General features: G+C 45.7%; 12 protein-coding genes. 4 read left to right on the top strand and 8 right to left on the bottom strand.

Annotation, left to right across the window (positions count from 1 at the left end; all coding sequences use genetic code 11):
- The first annotated feature begins 3 nt into the window (after positions 1 to 3).
- Entirely contained in the window at positions 4 to 2,601 is a 2,598-nt protein-coding gene (locus tag ICV38_RS02705) for a [protein-PII] uridylyltransferase (RefSeq protein WP_215382211.1), read from the top strand.
- On the opposite strand, the gene ICV38_RS02700 is transcribed toward ICV38_RS02705, so the two are convergent.
- From ICV38_RS02700 to smc, 6 genes are all read right to left on the bottom strand, one after another.
- Positions 2,562 to 3,104 (bottom strand): NUDIX hydrolase, encoded by a 543-nt coding sequence (locus ICV38_RS02700; protein WP_215382210.1) that lies wholly within the window; start codon positions 3,102 to 3,104, stop codon positions 2,562 to 2,564. The two genes, ICV38_RS02705 and ICV38_RS02700, sit on opposite strands and share 40 nt — an antisense overlap.
- Entirely contained in the window at positions 3,091 to 3,990 is a 900-nt protein-coding gene (locus ICV38_RS02695; protein WP_215382209.1) for a hypothetical protein, read from the bottom strand. Before ICV38_RS02695 ends, ICV38_RS02700 begins: the two co-directional genes overlap by 14 nt.
- A gap of 15 nt (positions 3,991 to 4,005) precedes the next feature.
- A complete protein-coding gene (locus ICV38_RS02690) occupies positions 4,006 to 5,133 on the bottom strand; it encodes an adenosylhomocysteinase (protein ID WP_215382208.1) in 1,128 nt (375 codons plus the stop codon).
- Between the two features lie 109 nt (positions 5,134 to 5,242).
- A complete protein-coding gene (ligA, locus tag ICV38_RS02685) occupies positions 5,243 to 7,258 on the bottom strand; it encodes an NAD-dependent DNA ligase LigA (RefSeq protein ID WP_215382207.1) in 2,016 nt (671 codons plus the stop codon).
- A 9-nt stretch (positions 7,259 to 7,267) separates the two neighbouring features.
- Positions 7,268 to 8,344 (bottom strand): cell division protein ZipA C-terminal FtsZ-binding domain-containing protein, encoded by a 1,077-nt coding sequence (locus ICV38_RS02680; protein WP_251368198.1) that lies wholly within the window; start codon positions 8,342 to 8,344, stop codon positions 7,268 to 7,270.
- Positions 8,345 to 11,866, bottom strand: coding sequence for a chromosome segregation protein SMC (gene smc / locus ICV38_RS02675; protein WP_215382206.1), 3,522 nt, complete (start codon positions 11,864 to 11,866; stop codon positions 8,345 to 8,347).
- Positions 11,867 to 12,040: 174 nt separating this feature from the next.
- On the opposite strand from smc, the gene dapD reads away from it, so the two are divergent.
- The 3 genes from dapD to prmB are packed head-to-tail and all read left to right on the top strand — an operon-like array spanning position 12,041 to position 14,967.
- Positions 12,041 to 12,868, top strand: a complete 828-nt coding sequence (gene dapD / locus ICV38_RS02670; RefSeq protein WP_215382205.1) for a 2,3,4,5-tetrahydropyridine-2,6-dicarboxylate N-succinyltransferase — start codon at positions 12,041 to 12,043, stop codon at positions 12,866 to 12,868.
- 5 nt (positions 12,869 to 12,873) lie between these two features.
- A complete protein-coding gene (gene dapE / locus ICV38_RS02665) occupies positions 12,874 to 14,025 on the top strand; it encodes a succinyl-diaminopimelate desuccinylase (protein WP_215382204.1) in 1,152 nt (383 codons plus the stop codon).
- Between the two features lie 45 nt (positions 14,026 to 14,070).
- Complete coding sequence (gene prmB / locus ICV38_RS02660; protein ID WP_215382203.1) at positions 14,071 to 14,967, top strand: 50S ribosomal protein L3 N(5)-glutamine methyltransferase; 897 nt, start codon at positions 14,071 to 14,073, stop codon at positions 14,965 to 14,967.
- A 12-nt stretch (positions 14,968 to 14,979) separates the two neighbouring features.
- On the opposite strand, the gene radA is transcribed toward prmB, so the two are convergent.
- Together radA and ICV38_RS02650 are read right to left on the bottom strand one after the other, a co-directional pair.
- A complete protein-coding gene (radA, locus tag ICV38_RS02655; RefSeq protein WP_215382202.1) occupies positions 14,980 to 16,344 on the bottom strand; it encodes a DNA repair protein RadA in 1,365 nt (454 codons plus the stop codon).
- A gap of 38 nt (positions 16,345 to 16,382) precedes the next feature.
- A complete protein-coding gene (locus ICV38_RS02650) occupies positions 16,383 to 16,814 on the bottom strand; it encodes a hypothetical protein (protein ID WP_251368197.1) in 432 nt (143 codons plus the stop codon).
- Between the last annotated feature and the right edge of the window lie 43 nt (positions 16,815 to 16,857).

Here is a 16,857-nt window from a genome sequence, read left to right as displayed (position 1 = left end):
CAAATGGGTCAGAAGTCATCGGAAAATATAATTACGGATGCAGCAAGTCTTCGCGCTGCTCGCGAAACTGCTTATGCTGAATTTAAGAAAACTCAGGCTGTTGGCAAGCTTACTAAGCAACTGAGCAAGTTAACCGATCAATTACTTTCTCGGCTATGGAGTGATTGCGAATTAACGAGTGAAGCAACGCTTGTCGCAGTTGGCGGTTATGGAAGGGGCGCCCTCTTCCCTTACTCTGATATCGACATCCTCATATTACTGCCGTCAAATGCAACGATGGTCGATGCCTTATCAAAAAGAGTGGAGCAATTTGTTGCCAAATGTTGGGATACTGGGCTTGAGATTGGATCGTCAGTTAGGACAGCACATGAATGCATCTCAGAGTCAGAGCAAGACATCACCGTTCGCACCTCTCTGCTTGAAGCGCGTTTGATCTGCGGCAAAAAACAGCTCTTTAAAGAATTTGCCACCGCCTTTGAATCCGCAATGGATCCTAAAAGCTTCTTTCAAGCCAAGCAGGCGGAGCAAATTCAACGTCATTACAAATATCAGGACACACCCTACTCCCTTGAGCCAAATTGCAAAGAGAGCCCCGGCGGCTTACGCGATCTTCAGGTGATCTCTTGGGTCAGTAAAGCCGCATTGTTGGGTGACACCTTTAAAGATTTAAATCAAGCTGGTCTAGTAACTCAAAGAGAGCTTACAGAACTCAATCGCAATCAACGCTTTTTAGAAACCCTGCGCGCTAACTTGCATTTACTCGCAGGCCGCCGCCAAGACGTCATTGCTTTTGACTTGCAAGCACCCCTTGCAAAATCTATGGGGATCGAAACGGATTCCTCACGGCAAGCCAGCGAAGCCATCATGCGACGCTACTATTGGGCCGCGAAAGCAGTTACCCAGCTAAATGACGTACTGTTGCAAAACATCGAAGCACTACTGTTTCCGCAGGAATCCAAAACAACTCACCCGATTCCAGGCGAGGGAAATGAATACTTTATTGAAAGACAGGGTGTATTGGATATTACCGATCCACAACTCTTTCAAAAGCATCCTGAACAAATTTTGCGCACCTTTTTGGTATTTGCTCAAACAGCTAATGTCAAAAGTCTCTCAGCAACTATTTTTAGGGCGCTCTATAACGCTCGCCAGAAGATGGATGCAAAGTGGCGTGCGAATCCCATTAATCGCGCCCTGTTTATTGAGATTCTGAAACAGCCAGAAGGCGTAAGTCGTGCATTCCAACTTATGAACCGTAGTAGTGTGCTGGGTCGATACTTACCAGCCTTCAGAAAAATTGTTGGGCAAATGCAGCATGACTTGTTTCATGTCTATACCGTTGATCAGCATATCTTGATGGTGTTACGCAATGTACGCCGCTTCATGGTGGTTGAGCACACCCATGAATTTCCTTTCTGCAGTAGCTTAATTGCCCACTTTGAAAAGCCTTGGTTACTCGTGATTGCTGCACTTTTTCATGACATTGCTAAGGGACGCGGTGGCGATCACTCGCAACTTGGCAAAGCAGATATGCGCAAGTTTTCTAAAGAACATGGGTTAGATAAAAAAGATACCGAGCTACTAGTATGGCTAGTTGCAGAACATCTCAATATGAGTCAGGTAGCTCAAAAGCAAGACATCACGGACCCAGATGTCGTCCGCGCATTTGCCAAGAAGATGGGTGATGAACGTCATCTCACCGCCTTGTACTTGCTTACTGTTGCAGACGTGCGTGGCACCAGCCCTAAAGTTTGGAATGCCTGGAAAGGTAAGTTACTCGAAGATCTCTATCGAGCAACCCTGAGAGTACTAGGCGGTGCTAAACCCGATGCGTCCTCTGAACTAGCCCAGCATCAAGAAGAGTCGAAAGCCAAATTACGCCTTTATGGCATCAATGACGATGCTTATGAAGAGCTTTGGAAGCAGTTAGACGTTGCATTCTTTCTCAGACAAGATTCGTCTGATATTGCATGGTTAACACGTCACCTCTATAACAAGGTGAACACTGATCAGCCCATTGTGAGAGCAAGGCTATCTCCAATTGGCGAAGGCTTACAAATCGCAGTCTATGTAAAAGATCAAGAAGATCTTTTTGCCAGAATTTGCGCCTACTTCGAAAAACATGGCTTCTCGATTTGGGATGCCCGTATTCATACTACGCGACATGGCTATGCATTAGATACATTCCAGATTTCTGGAAGTAATTTAGTGGATGAAGGTGGTAGTTATCGTGATCTCATTCAATTGGTAGAGTTTGAATTGACTCGGGCTTTAATGATTACGGAGCCTCTTCCTAATCCAAGCATGGGTCGCCTCTCTAGACAATCACGCACTTTCCCAATTCAGCCTCGTGTTCACATGGTGCCAGATGATCGCGGAAGATATTACACACTCGCACTTTCAGCAAGCGATCGCACAGGGCTACTCTACACAATCTCAAGAGTGCTAGCCAAGCATCAAGTGTCGATTCACACTGCAAGAATCAACACCCTAGGCGAGCGAGTAGAAGACATATTGCTATTGGATGCTGCTAACTTGGGCAAAAACCCAAAGCTGCAGATTCAGCTAGAGACAGAGTTGCTTGAGGCCTTGGGGGCTTGATTAAGCTGAGTGAGCACCCGTTGAATGCGAGCACTTGCAATTTGATCAAAAGAAAACCAACTAAAAGCAATCTCTTCAGAGGATTGCTCCTTTCCCAATAACTTAAGCCTATACAGCAGATCGATATGCAAATGAGATCCCTCACCTTTATGAGGATTAGCAGGGATTTCATGCACATCTATATCGAGAGGCTCTAAGTCATCGGAATCTAAAGCACAAACTAAGCCAGTCTCTTCATAGACTTCGCGAATGGCTGCCTCACATGGAGACTCACCTTCATCAATATGGCCACCAGGCTGAAACCATTGCTTGATGTAAGGGTGAAATATTAATAAGACCTTATTATGGTAGATAACCAAACCGCTGGCAGTGATATGTCCAGGTTGATTTGATCTTGTAAAAGGACTTTTGTGATTAAGAATCTCATAAATCCTATCTCGAAAAAATGCATCATATTTACTGATGTCAAAATTTTTTATGTCTTGAGTATCAAATTTTTTCATAACTTACCGAAAAGACTACCACCCCAGTAATAAAAAATACAAATGAGATAAATATAAAATCTCTTAGCCTTACTTTTTCGCCAAGAAATAGGTAGGCAAATACCGCGCCCAAAAAACCAGTTGAATTAAGTATTGGCCAAAGAACCATTAAATTTTTTGCTGTAATTGCAAATATAAATGTGACTTGTGTAACGACGGTTAAAAATCCTCGCAAATAAAATCCAGCATGCGAAATAAAATGCCTAGGAAATATAAAAATATCAGAGACCTTATGCTTAAACAACAAAAGAAAACATGAAAATCCAAATCTCCAAACCAAGACGGAAAAAGCAACTGATAGCAAGCCCCAAAAACCTCTGCCAAGACTCATATCCAAACCCACAAAGGAAGCAAAAAGACCTTGGGTTGTTAGCATCAAAACCAAAACAATGGAGGGTTTATAGGTTTTTTTAACAACATCAACTCCAGCCGAGAAAATAAATATTGCGAATACTATCGGCAAAAGTAAAAAGACGCCGTACGAAATTGAATAAAAACCTAAAAGCACCAAAATCAAAGGGACTGTTAAATCAGCAGACTTTGATAAAACCGCTACATCCGTCACCCTTAGCACCATAAATGCATAAGAAAAAGCATAGGCTACGAATTGAATCAGAATTGATAGAGAAGCAACTTCTAAAGAAAGCAGATCATCAAAGCAATCATCAATTGCTGGTGTAAATAAAATAATAGGTAGCATTAGAATAATCGGTAACAAATTATTCCAATAACTAATTATTAAAGGGCAAACCTTATCTTGTCGAAATTGCTTTCGATCAACTACATTTAGTCCTGCGCGACTGAATGAGGATATTACAGATGCAAATAATGGCATAAACTCAGACATTAACTCATTTACCTCTTAAGCATACTGATGATGCGATATCCATTTTTCAGCTATAAATTTTTTATCTAAGTCTGGCAAGCAAGTAATTTCATTCCTGGGTGCATCATGGAGGCTTCCAATTGAATAAATGATTTCGCCCTGTACCAACTCAATAAAGCTATCCACGACTGCGCCATGAACAAAATTCACCGAGTTACCTTCGTTATGTATATATACACACCTTCCTTTCGTAAAAATTGTGCAGGTATGCTCTCTTGCTGATGAAGAGGCAATACCAACTTTATTTCGAAGGCATGCCGATAACTCATCATCAGAAGAAGTTGCGCAAAATATATGAAGACCATCTTTAAAGTAAATCTCATCAGCAATAGAAAGGGATTTATTGCCCGTAGCACAAAATAGAACATCTACTGAACTTAAGAATTCAGGCCTTGAGGATGTATGGAAACCCAGAGATAGCGCCGAAGCTAGAAGAATGGGATTTGAATCAAATACGTCGACCCTAGAACCTCTAGATGATAAAGATAAGGAAATTGATTTTCCAATCTTCCCAAAGCCTATAACTCCAACTCGCTTACCAAGAAGGATTAATCCATGTGAGCGCATAATCGCCTCGGCCGAAAAAACAATGGCCTGACCAACCAATGAATCCTCAGGCTCCTTAAGAGGGCTTCGCGCAACTGAAATTACTGGAGCAAGATCATCATAAGCATTTTTTCCCCTAATCAAAGTCTCGTATTTTTGATGGCCATTCTCTGTATCTTCAACAATCCCAACCATTTGTTCATCAAATTTTTTAACTAGATCCAAAGCAACATGAGAAAAATACCCGCCCATATCCACAATTACGAAACGCTCATTTTTTATAAGGCATGCAATCGTATTGATAAATTTAGTTGGGCTAGCTAGGATTGATTCTCTATCAATGTCATATACAGGATAACTCTGTTTCAAGGCATTAAGATTGGCAAATTTTTTAGAGCTTGCCTTAGGTATCACGCCAGCAACTCGGATAACACTACCTAATGCAGTTAAGAAATTTACGAACTCGACATTTGCATGCATTACAACAAGCACGCTATCTATATCTTTATACCTATCAGAACTAATGATTGAACGAAAAAATCCAGGAAATTTTTGCATGGTGAACTCTCAAACAGAAAATCTTAATGAGAGCCCTTTTAAATTACCACCTGATTTCTCTGTAAGAAATTGCCGACAGTAGGCAATAACTTCAGGTACAGAATTTTAATTACCTCAGCAAATTTAGCATCGCCGCTTCATCAATTACCGGAACGCCTAATTCTTCTGCTTTTGTAAGCTTGCTGCCGGCATCCGTGCCGGCAACAACATAATCAGTTTTCTTGGAAACTGACCCAGCAACTTTTGCACCTGCCTTTTCCAGCAAATCCTTTGCTTCATCGCGAGTCATTGTCGGGAATGTACCCGTGAGTACAAAGGTTTTGCCAGCCACTGCAGCACTGATGACCTTTTCTTCTACAGATAGCTGCATTCCAGATGCCAGAAGCTGTTCGATGACTTCGCGATTGTGGGCTTCCTGCATAAAGCTGGTAATGGAATCAGCAACAACTGGGCCCACATCTTTAACCGATAAGAGATCTTCAAGAGTTGCGTCCATGAGCGCGTGCATAGATTGATAGTGATTCGCTAGATCCTTGGCAGTTGTCTCGCCTACATGACGAATCCCTAGGGCAAAAATAAATCTAGCTAGAGTCGTATTTCTAGATTGGTTGATTGCCTGAATCAGATTATCTGCAGACTTCTCGCCCATGCGCTCAAGATTCGCTAAAGCTGTAAACCCAAGTCGATACAGATCAGCTGGAGTTCTGACGAGGTTTTGATCTACTAATTGATCCACAATCTTTTCGCCAAGACCTTCAATATCAAGAGCCCTTCTGTGCGCAAAATGAATAAGTGCTTGTTTACGCTGCGCGCCACAAAATAATCCGCCACTGCAGCGAGCAACAGCCTCATCAGCGAAGCGCTCGATATGCGAATCACACACTGGGCAATGGGTGGGCATTTGAAACTCTTTCGCATCGGCTGGTCTGCGATCTTTAATAACCGAAACCACCTCAGGAATCACATCGCCCGCTCTGCGAACTGACACAGTATCGCCAATACGTACATCTTTGCGTTTAACCTCATCCTCATTGTGTAGGGTGGCATTCGTAACCGTCACACCACCCACTTCCACAGGGGCAAGCCTGGCTACAGGGGTAATAGCACCCGTGCGCCCCACTTGTACATCTATTCCCAATACCGTGGTGAGCGCTTCTTGAGCGGGATACTTGTGAGCTAATGCAAAGCGCGGGGCTCTTGAGACAAAGCCAAGTTTGGCCTGCTCTGCAAATGAATTCACTTTGTATACAACACCGTCAATGTCATAAGGAAGTGAATCACGCTTAACCCCAACCTCTTCATAAAAAGCCAAGATCTCCTTTACCGAATGAAGTACGCGTCTCTCTGAGCAGACTGGTAAACCTAATTCGGCATAGGCATTGAGTAACTCTTCGTGGGTTTTTGGCAGCCACGACTGTGGCTCTAATGCGCCCAAGCCATAAGCAAAGAAAGACAGCGGTCTTTTTGCGGTGATCTTAGAATCGAGCTGACGTAGACTGCCGGCAGCAGCGTTTCGTGGGTTGGCAAATTCTTTTTCACCAAGCTCGGCGGCTTGACGGTTCATCCTCTCAAAGTCTTTGAGATACATAAACACTTCCCCGCGAACTTCTAAAACCTTAGGGAGATTTTTTCCCGTCAGCTTCAGAGGAATAGCGCGAATTGTCCTAATGTTTGCAGTCACATCTTCGCCACTTGCTCCATCGCCTCGAGTAGCTGCCCTCACCAAAGAACCATTCTCATAGCGCAATGAAATAGCCAAGCCATCAAACTTGAGCTCCCCCGCGTAAGCTACATGATTCGCATGTAAGCCTTCTCGGCAACGACGATCAAAAGCAATAAGCTCAGCCTCTTCAAATGCATTGTTGAGGGATAGCATCGGAACTTCATGGGTAACCGACTCAAACTCTTTTAAGGCCGTACCACCCACACGCTGCGAAAGAGACTCTGGTGTAACCCACTCAGGATGAGCCGCCTCAATATCCAATAACTCACGATAGAGACGGTCATACTCAATATCAGGTAAAAGTGGGTTATCGAGAACATAGTAAGCATGCTCTAGGCGTGCAAGCTCAGCCTGCAAAAATACGTAACGCTCCGCTAAATTTGTCGGACTGTGTGACGACAAAGTAATTTCCTAGCTAAAGAGTCTGCTAGCTGTTGAAGAACCTGCTGGAATACCGGCTTTTTCAAGATTGGCATATAGACCATCGAGATGCTGACGGATACTGATCACGGCAGCCTCGCTTAAGTTAATGCCATTGTCATCCACCAACCGACCATGGGCTGCTTGGGCGATCTCAACAGCCTCTCCAAGCATTCTTTCAAAAGCGCGTTCTTCATGCGCTACCAATGGAATTTCCAGAAGTAGTGTCAACTGCGTTAGGGGCTTATTTGGGTCAAAGTCAGCACTATTAAAAATCATAGAGCCGTTGCTATGGAACTCATATTGCCTACCATTGCGTGCCAACCTAAAGCCACGTTGTCGCATCAAAGCATTAAAGCTACTCCAAGGGCATGGCTCATAAAATAAGATGTTAATACTGAGTTGAATATCACTCTCTGCGGCCATAGCATCCAACTCTTTCGCACTATCAAGCATGGTGTTGACGCTCGGCATATCGATTTGGGAGCCCAGGGTATCAGCTAAAGCCTGTGTACGAGAGCAAAAATCAGAGAGCTCAATGACGCCAATAGGTCCTTTGCGACTAGCTAGCTGAATAGCTAGCTGAAGATCGGAATACTTGGACTCAGGATGCAATTCTTCCCAGTCTTCGGCTATGTCGATATTAGCATTGAGGCCCTCACACATTGTGCGAGCGTTAGATTGGCTTTGTAAATCTCCCCAGGAATGCATTTCCTCAAGAATCTCAGAACCACTAATAGCCCCATCAAACCGAAGAGTTATAACGCAATCAATTCGCGGGTCAATTAAAAATTTTTCTCGCGAAATAGAAGCTGCTGGCCTAATAACCCCAAAACTAGGCTCGGCCCGTTCGAGAGGATGAGGATCTGCAAACCCCTTGCCGAAATTTGGCTCACGTAATGCGCTCTTGTCAACCTCGCTATGTTTTTGCTCACTTGCCTTACGACGTGCGCGCGCATACTTTAAATTGAGAATCGCAACTAATATCAAAATGAGCAGGCCAATGACCGCCAATGCAAACTGCAAATCAGACATGCCAAACTTTGTCATGATTTGTTCAGCGTACACTTAGGCCGCCTCTACCATTGAAACTGCGGAGGAGATATCAACCGCAACAATTCTGGAAACACCCTGCTCTTGCATGGTGACACCAATCAATTGATGGGCAATTTCCATAGTGATCTTGTTATGCGAAATAAACAAAAACTGCGTCTTATCTGACATTTTGGAGACTAGCTGGGCATAGCGCAGCGTATTAGCATCATCTAAAGGCGCATCAACCTCGTCAAGTAAGCAGAACGGTGCAGGATTAAGGAGGAAGAGCGAGAACACCAAAGCAATCGCAGTTAACGCCTTTTCACCACCTGAGAGTAGGTAAATGCTGCTGTTTTTCTTACCAGGCGGCTGAGCCATTACTTGAACGCCGGAATCTAATATCTCTTCGCCTGTCATTACCAGCTCCGCATGACCACCGCCAAACAACTCTGGGAAAAGTTTGCCAAAGTGTCCATTTACCTGATCAAAAGTACCCTGCAATAAATCACGTGTTTCTGCATCAATCTTGGCAATTGCATCCGTCAAAGTTTGCATTGCTTCGTTCAAGTCAGCAGATTGCGCGTCCAAAAATTGTTTGCGCTCTCGTGAGCTTGCCAATTCATCAAGAGCCGCCATGTTGACAGGGCCAAGTGATTGAATTTCAGTATTCAAACGATTCACTTCGGTCTGGAGAGCGCCCACTTTTAAGTCAGGACTAAAGTTTGCTTCCAACGCGGTCAAATCAGCCTCTGCATCAGAGAGCAATGTTGCAAATTGCTCAAAGTTTAGACGGGCAGCTTGCTCACGTAACTGCAAATCAACCACCTTGTCGCGCATGGGCTGTAAACTACGCTCAACCTGCATACGTGCTTCATCAACCTCACGCAACTGATGCAATAGAGCATCTTGTTCAGTGCGAGCGTTAGCCAAAGCAGCTTCACGAGCACTGCGTGCTAATAACAAGCCCTGCAATTTGTCTTGTGCTTCTTCGTCACTCAAAGACTCAAGCTCTTGTGTGGCGAGGTCATGTTTATCCTGAATCTCCATGATCTGAGTACGCGCAGTACTTTGATCACGCTGCAGATCCGCAATACGCTGCTGCAAAGAACGTGTTGCAAATGCAGCTTCTTGGGCAGCCATTTCAGCAACCCGCAATGACTCACGCAAGCGATCACGCTCTTGAGTAGAAAGTTCCAACTTTTCTTGCGCAACTGAAAGTGCATCTTGAAGATCTTGCTTAGATTGCTCTGACTCAGCTAAATCGGTTACAGATTGCTCTTGCGTTAGGTTCAACTGCTCACCCTGCTGACGCAACTCACTTAATTCACTCTGAATTTGTGCAGCACGCTGACTATATTGCTCTTCAGCCTGAGTTAACTGCATTCTCTCCACTTCAAAGCCATGCGCCTCTTGAACTGCTTGTTCTGCAGCAATGCGCGCCTGCTCGGCAGCTTGATGAGCCGCTTGATAGTTGGCAACGCATTGATCTAGTTCACCCTGCAATTCACTTTGCATCAATTTTTGCGCACGTAATTGCTTCTCAAGACTCTCCATCTCTTGAGCACGCGCCAACATGCCTGCCTGTTCTGAATCTGCCGCATACAGTTGAACGCCTACACGACTGACTAAGTGCCCTTGTTGTGTAACAAATGCACCGCCAGCTGGCAACTTCTCACGACGATGTAAGGCATCCTCAAGACTTGAGGCGATATAGATGTTATCTAACCATTCTTGCAATACGGATGTCAGTCTTGGAGCGCCAGCACTTTGCACGCGACTTAATAGTGGCGTGAAATCTGCTGGAGCTGATGTGTGAGCAGGGCTAATTTCTTCCGTGAGTAAAATCGCCAAGCGACTGGGCGGCGCATCATTAGCTAAGGCTAAGGTTTCTTGCACGCTCTTTGCGGTAACAGCCGCTAAACGTTCGCGTAATACCGATTCCAACGCGGCTTCCCAGCCACTTTCCACCTTGAGCTCTTGCCAGAGACGCTTACTCTCCTTTAGACCCTTACTCTCAAGCCATGGACCAATCTTGCCCTGTGCTTGAACACTAGCCTGCAAAGCAGTTAAGGCCGTTAATTTAGCTTCGGTTTGCGCCAAATCTTGATTGGCAGTCTGAATCTTTTGTTGAGCAGCATTTCGCGCTTCATCGGCAGCAGGTACGCGTTGCTGTGTTTCTCCTGCGCGCTGCTTTGATTCTTCAACCTTACGTTGAGCCATTGCATGACGATCAACGGCCATTTGCAGCGCTTCAGCATCTGGTCTACGCATCCCATCAAGCTCGCCTGTTAAACGCGCTTCACGCCCTTTAAGTTCATCTGCCTGCGCTGACATTGCACGAATACGCTCACCCAAACTAGCAAGACGTTGCTCGATAGTGGCCAAACTATCGCGGGCATTATTTAAATCGCGTGCTGAATTTTGAAATGCCTCTTCATGACTTGGCATCTGATCTTGTAAACCATTGAGCTCTGTCAATAAGGTTTGCTCTTTTTCAGCAGCCAAAGCCAGCTCATGTTCAGTGGTACGCTGTGCTTGAGCAGCATCAGTTTCTTGTACAGTCCAGCGTTGTAACTGCGCTTGCAAATCTTGAGTTTGCTGTTGTAAGCGCTGACGCGCTTCTTGCACATAATGAATCTGTGATTCAACTTGACTGACATCAGAATTTGTTTGATACAGCTCGCCTTGCGCCGCAGAGACTTTGTCTTGCAATTCGTACTGTTGAGTACGCATCGTTTCCAACTCAGACTCCGCATGACGAAGCTTGGCGGTCTGCTCTTCCAGACTCACTTGAGTATCACGAATACCGTTCGCATGGCGCTCTTGCTCTTTACCAGCCTCAGTCTGACGGACAAACCACAATAACTGCTGTTGTGACTTCATTTGTGTTGAGAGTTCAGCATGACGCTCAGCAACCGTGGCTTGTTTTTCCAGGCGGGTAAGCTGTTGATCAAGCTCACGCAAGATATCTTCAACACGCGTTAAGTTTTCTACTGTGTCTTCCAAGCGAGATGCAGTTTCCTTGCGGCGCTCTTTATATTTAGAAACGCCAGCTGCTTCCTCCAGGAACACGCGCAACTCTTCTGGCTTTGCTTCTAAGATACGATTGATGGTTCCCTGTCCAATAATTGCGTAACCCCTTGGACCCATGCCGGTACCCAAGAAGATATCTTGAATATCTTTACGGCGTACTACTTGATTGTTGACGTAGTAACTAGAGTTGCCGTCACGAGTTAAAACACGTTTAATACCTAATTCAGTAAATGCACTCCATTGACCTTGAGCGCGTCCCTCAGAGTTATCAAAAATGAGTTCAACGCTGGCACGACCCGATGGTTTACGCAAACCAGAGCCATTGAAAATAACATCCTGCATTGATTCACCACGTAATTCACTGGCACGGGACTCACCCAAAACCCAGCGTACGGCGTCAATAATGTTCGACTTTCCGCAACCGTTAGGGCCTACAACACCAATTAATTGACCAGGCATTTCAAATTGGGTTGGGTCAACGAAAGACTTAAAGCCGGAAAGTTTGATGGATTTCAGTTGCACGGCGTACTTTGCAGGGAAAAAAGAGGTTCAAATAAAGGGGTAAAAATTACATCTAAGGTGGGAAGATGATAGCAAGCTTGGGGCTACTCAGACGCGTTTTTGCCCCACCGATATAATGATAAATCTACCTTCAGGGACAAAATCCCTTAACAATCTGATAGTTAACTAAAAAGCATGAGCCAATCACCACAAAGCATCATCGAACAAGCCTGGGAAAACCGCGCAGACCTCTCACCAAACAGCGCCCCCGGGGAGGTCCGCAGTGCCGTCAATGCGGTCTTAGAGGGCCTCAATGCAGGTACCATTCGTGTTGCGGAGCGTCGCTCTGTTGGTAAGTGGGAAGTGAATCAATGGGTTAAGAAAGCCGTTTTGCTCTCTTTCCGCCTGGAAGACAACGCTCCCATGAGCGCTGGAGGCTACACCCAGTTCTATGACAAGGTTCCCAGCAAATTTGAAGGCTATACCGCCGCCGACTTTGCAGCCGGCGGATTTCGTGTAGTTCCCCCTGCAGTTGCTCGCCGCGGGTCCTTTATTGGCAAAAATGCGGTTTTAATGCCCTCTTATGTCAATATCGGCGCTTATGTAGGTGAAGGCACTATGGTTGATACCTGGGCTACTGTGGGTTCATGCGCTCAGATTGGTAAAAACGTTCACCTCTCTGGCGGCGTTGGTATTGGCGGTGTTTTAGAGCCAATTCAAGCTGGTCCAGTCATTATTGAAGACAACTGCTTTATTGGCGCCCGCTCTGAAGTTGTTGAGGGCGTAGTCATTGAAGAAAATGCTGTCCTATCAATGGGTGTCTATATCGGCCAAAGCACCAAGATTTATGACCGTGAAACTGGTGAAGTGCATTACGGTCGTGTTCCAGCAGGCTCTGTGGTTGTTCCTGGCTCCCTTCCTTCTTCATGTGGCAAATACAGCCTGTATGCAGCCATCATTGTCAAAAAGGTAGATGCCCAAACGAGAGCTAAGACCGCCATTAACGAATTACTTCGCGATTAAATTTTATGAGCGCCACCCTCGAGCTCACCGAAGCTCTTATTGCTTGCCATTCCGTTACACCGGCTGATGGTGGCTGCCAAGATTTAATTACGAAGCGCTTACAAGCCATTGGCTTTCATACTGAAAGCGTCGTGAGCGGCCCAGAAAACTTTCAAGTAACGAACTTATGGGCGATTAAAAAAGGTAAGGCTGGCGATCAAGGCAAAGTTTTAATGTTTGCTGGTCACACCGATGTCGTACCTACCGGCCCCCTTGAAAAATGGACTAGCGATCCATTCAAGCCAACTATTCGTGATGGCAAGCTTTACGGACGTGGCGCAGCTGATATGAAAACTTCTTTAGCAGGCTTTGTAGTTGCTACCGAAGAATTTGTAACGACCCATCCAGATCACCAAGGAACCATTGCCTTCTTGATTACCAGCGATGAAGAGGGTCCAGCCAATGATGGCACTGTGATCATGTGTGAGCGTTTGCAAAAACAAGGGCAACGCCTGGATTACTGTGTGATTGGTGAACCCACTTCGGTTGATCAGTTGGGTGACATGATTAAAAATGGTCGTCGCGGCTCCTTATCCGGAAAAGTGAAGATCAAAGGTATTCAAGCGCATATCGCCTACCCTCATCTTGGCAAAAACCCGATTCATCTCTCTGCACCCGCAATTACTGCTTTGGTAGAAACCGAGTGGGACAAAGGAAATCAATATTTCCAACCAACCAGTTTTCAAATCTCTAATGTTCACGCTGGCACTGGCGCGAACAATGTTATCCCTGGCGAGTTAGTCATTGACTTCAATTTCCGCTTCTCTACCGAGAGCAAGCCCGAGCAGTTGCGTGAGCGTCTTGAAAATATTCTCAAAAATGCTGGCTTAGAGTTTGAGATTGACTGGGTATTGGGTGGTAGCCCCTTTATTACTGGCGATGGCGATTTGGCTGGTGCGCTCCGCAAAGCAATTAAAGAAGAAACTAAAGTAGATACAGAACTCTCAACTACTGGCGGCACTAGCGATGGACGCTTTATTGCCAAAATTTGCAAAGAGGTGGTGGAGTTTGGCCCCTTGAATGCAACCAGCCACAAGATTGATGAGTGCGTCATTGTTGATGATGTTGAGCCCCTCAAAAATATTTATCGCAAAACACTTGAGCAACTTATTGCTTAAGCGCTCACCCATTTACTCTCTCCTCTTAATCACAATTTATCCATCATGGACCCTGAGCCTTCACAAGCGATGACAGTCAATCGGTGCATTAATCAGATTGCACAAAAGCTTGAATCAGCAAATTTACATTATGGGCATGGCGCTATTGATGCACAAAGTGAAGCGCTATGGATTGTGAGTAAGCAACTCGATCTGAGCCCAACTGAAGCGCTAGATCATCTAGAGCAAGAACTCCCCACTGAACAGCAGCAGAGGGCATACGCCATAGCAGATCAAAGAATTTCCACTCGCAAACCTCTGGCCTACATATTGGGCGAAGCTTGGTTGATGGGTGTACCGTTTTTTTGTAGCGAGCAAAGCATCATCCCTCGCTCCTGGATTGCTGAGTTGATCGTAGATGGATCCTTAGAATCTTGGCTACCTGCCGATGGAAATGTCCTTGATTTATGCACAGGCAATGGATCACTAGCGATCTTGTTAGCCCTGTCTTGCCCAGATATTCATGTCAGCGCCTGTGATATTAGTCTGCCAGCCCTCTCCCTTGCCGCACGCAATATTGATCGTCATGGTCTGAATTCTCAAGTAGAGCTTTTTGATGGAGATCTATGGGATGCATTACCAGAACCCAATGAAGATAATCTTTTTGATTTGATCATTTGCAATCCACCTTATGTAAATGCCACTTCAATGAGTGCGCTTCCTGCCGAATATCATGCAGAACCAGAACTTGCGCTTGCGGGTGGTGATGACGGCATGGATCTCATTCGCAGAATCATTGCTCATGCCCCCGATTACCTTTCGGAACGCGGAGCGATCCTAATTGAAATTGGTAATGAGTATGAGAACTTTAAAAAGGCCTTCCCACAAATTCCAGCCATCTGGATGGAAGTATCTGCAGGCGAAGAGCAAGTACTCTTAATACAAGCAGAAGACCTGCGTTAAATAACAGTCGGATTAACTCAGCTCGGCTGCCGCAGCGATTGCCTGATCAATCCGCTCTACTGGAATTACCTTTAGTCCCGGAATCTTGGTCTTAGGCATATTTGCTTTTGGAATAATGGCTACCGTGAAGCCTAGCTTAGCAGCCTCCTTCAAGCGCTCTTGACCCCGCGGGCACGGACGAATCTCTCCTGCCAACCCCACTTCACCAAACACAATCAGCTCTTTAGGCAGCGCCCGATTACGAATTGATGACTGAATTGCCAAGAGCACTGCTAAGTCGGCCGCTGGCTCTGAAATCTTGACGCCACCAACTGCATTTAAGAAAACATCCTGGTCAAAACAAGCAACACCAGCGTGACGATGCAATACCGCCAGAAGCATTGCCAGTCGAGCCTGCTCTAAGCCGACTGCTAAACGGCGTGGATTTGGCACATGCGCTGTATCAACCAAAGCCTGAATTTCCACTAATAGCGGTCTACTACCCTCTTGCGTTACCAACACACAAGCGCCAGGCACCATTTGCTCATGTTGCGACAAGAAAATAGCTGATGGATTGGTGACGCCACGCAGACCTTTTTCGGTCATCGCAAATACCCCAAGCTCATTCACCGCGCCAAAGCGATTTTTAATTGAACGAACTAAGCGGAATGAAGAGTGGGTGTCGCCCTCAAAATACAGTACGGTATCGACGATATGTTCCAATACGCGTGGACCAGCCAAGTGCCCATCTTTAGTTACGTGACCTACCATTAATACACAAATACCACTGGACTTTGCCGCCCTAGTCAGCTGAGCAGCGCACTCTCGCACTTGCGCAACAGATCCTGGAGCAGAACTTAATACTTCTGAGTACAAAGTCTGAATGGAGTCGACCACTAATACTTGTGGCTTGACGGTATCCATGATGGAGATCAGTTTTTCCAACTGAATCTCTGCCAAGACTTCAAGCTGCGGAGCATTTAGGGCAATCCGTTTTGCGCGCAAGGCAATTTGCGCGGCAGATTCTTCGCCACTACTATAAAGAACATTCATACCAGCAGAACTCATCTCTGCAAGAGCTTGCAGTAGCAAGGTGGACTTACCAATACCGGGATCGCCACCCAATAGAACCACGCCGCCGGGAACTAAGCCACCACCCAGTACACGGTCAAACTCTTCAACTCCAGTACTAAAGCGCGGTAAATCTTCCGCAGTAATTGCAGAAAGCTTTTGTCTTGGTAGTGATTGGGCTAAACCTTGGAATCGAGAATTGGATGTAGTCTCTGGCAAACCCTCTTCCAAAGTGTTCCACGCCTGACAAGATGGGCACTGCCCCTGCCATTTTGCAGAAGTACCGCCACAAGACTGGCAGATATAAACTGTTTTGACTTTAGCCAAGAGTTGCCTAATAAATGAAATGGAAATGGAGAAGAAAATTAGTCGAGCTGAGTGCCCGCTTTATTTTCTTGAGCACGCTTAGGAGCATCCTTACGGCGCTGCTCTAAATCAGCCGCTCTGGCTGCTGCTGCTTTTTGCTTATCCTCAAATTCACGCTGGTTATCAGCCCGTTCAGCCGCCTTTTCTGGAGCAGCACGCTCAGCGGCACGTTTTTGATCTTCCTGATCCTTAATACTCTTGCGTAGATTGCGCTGGACTTCATGCAAAGCACGCTCTTGCTCGCTGATCGGATCAATCTCCTTGCGGTAATCCGCTCTTGCGCTACGCAAGCAATAGTTCACCCAATAGTTTTGATAACAATCTGAAGAGGCTTTGCCCCAGCGGTACTTAGCCCAATCTCTTTGGAGCTCAAGTTCAGATTCAATCTTATCCAACTTGGCTAACTCCGCCTCTTCGGCAGGAGTAGCCAAGACAATTCCGCTAAAAGAACTGACTAGTAAAAATATTCCGATG

The sequence above is a fragment of the Polynucleobacter sp. MG-6-Vaara-E2 genome, from assembly GCF_018687695.1.
Classification (GTDB): domain Bacteria; phylum Pseudomonadota; class Gammaproteobacteria; order Burkholderiales; family Burkholderiaceae; genus Polynucleobacter.
Note: the sequence above shows the minus strand (reverse complement) of the source record. Positions and strands in the feature narration are given on the sequence as shown.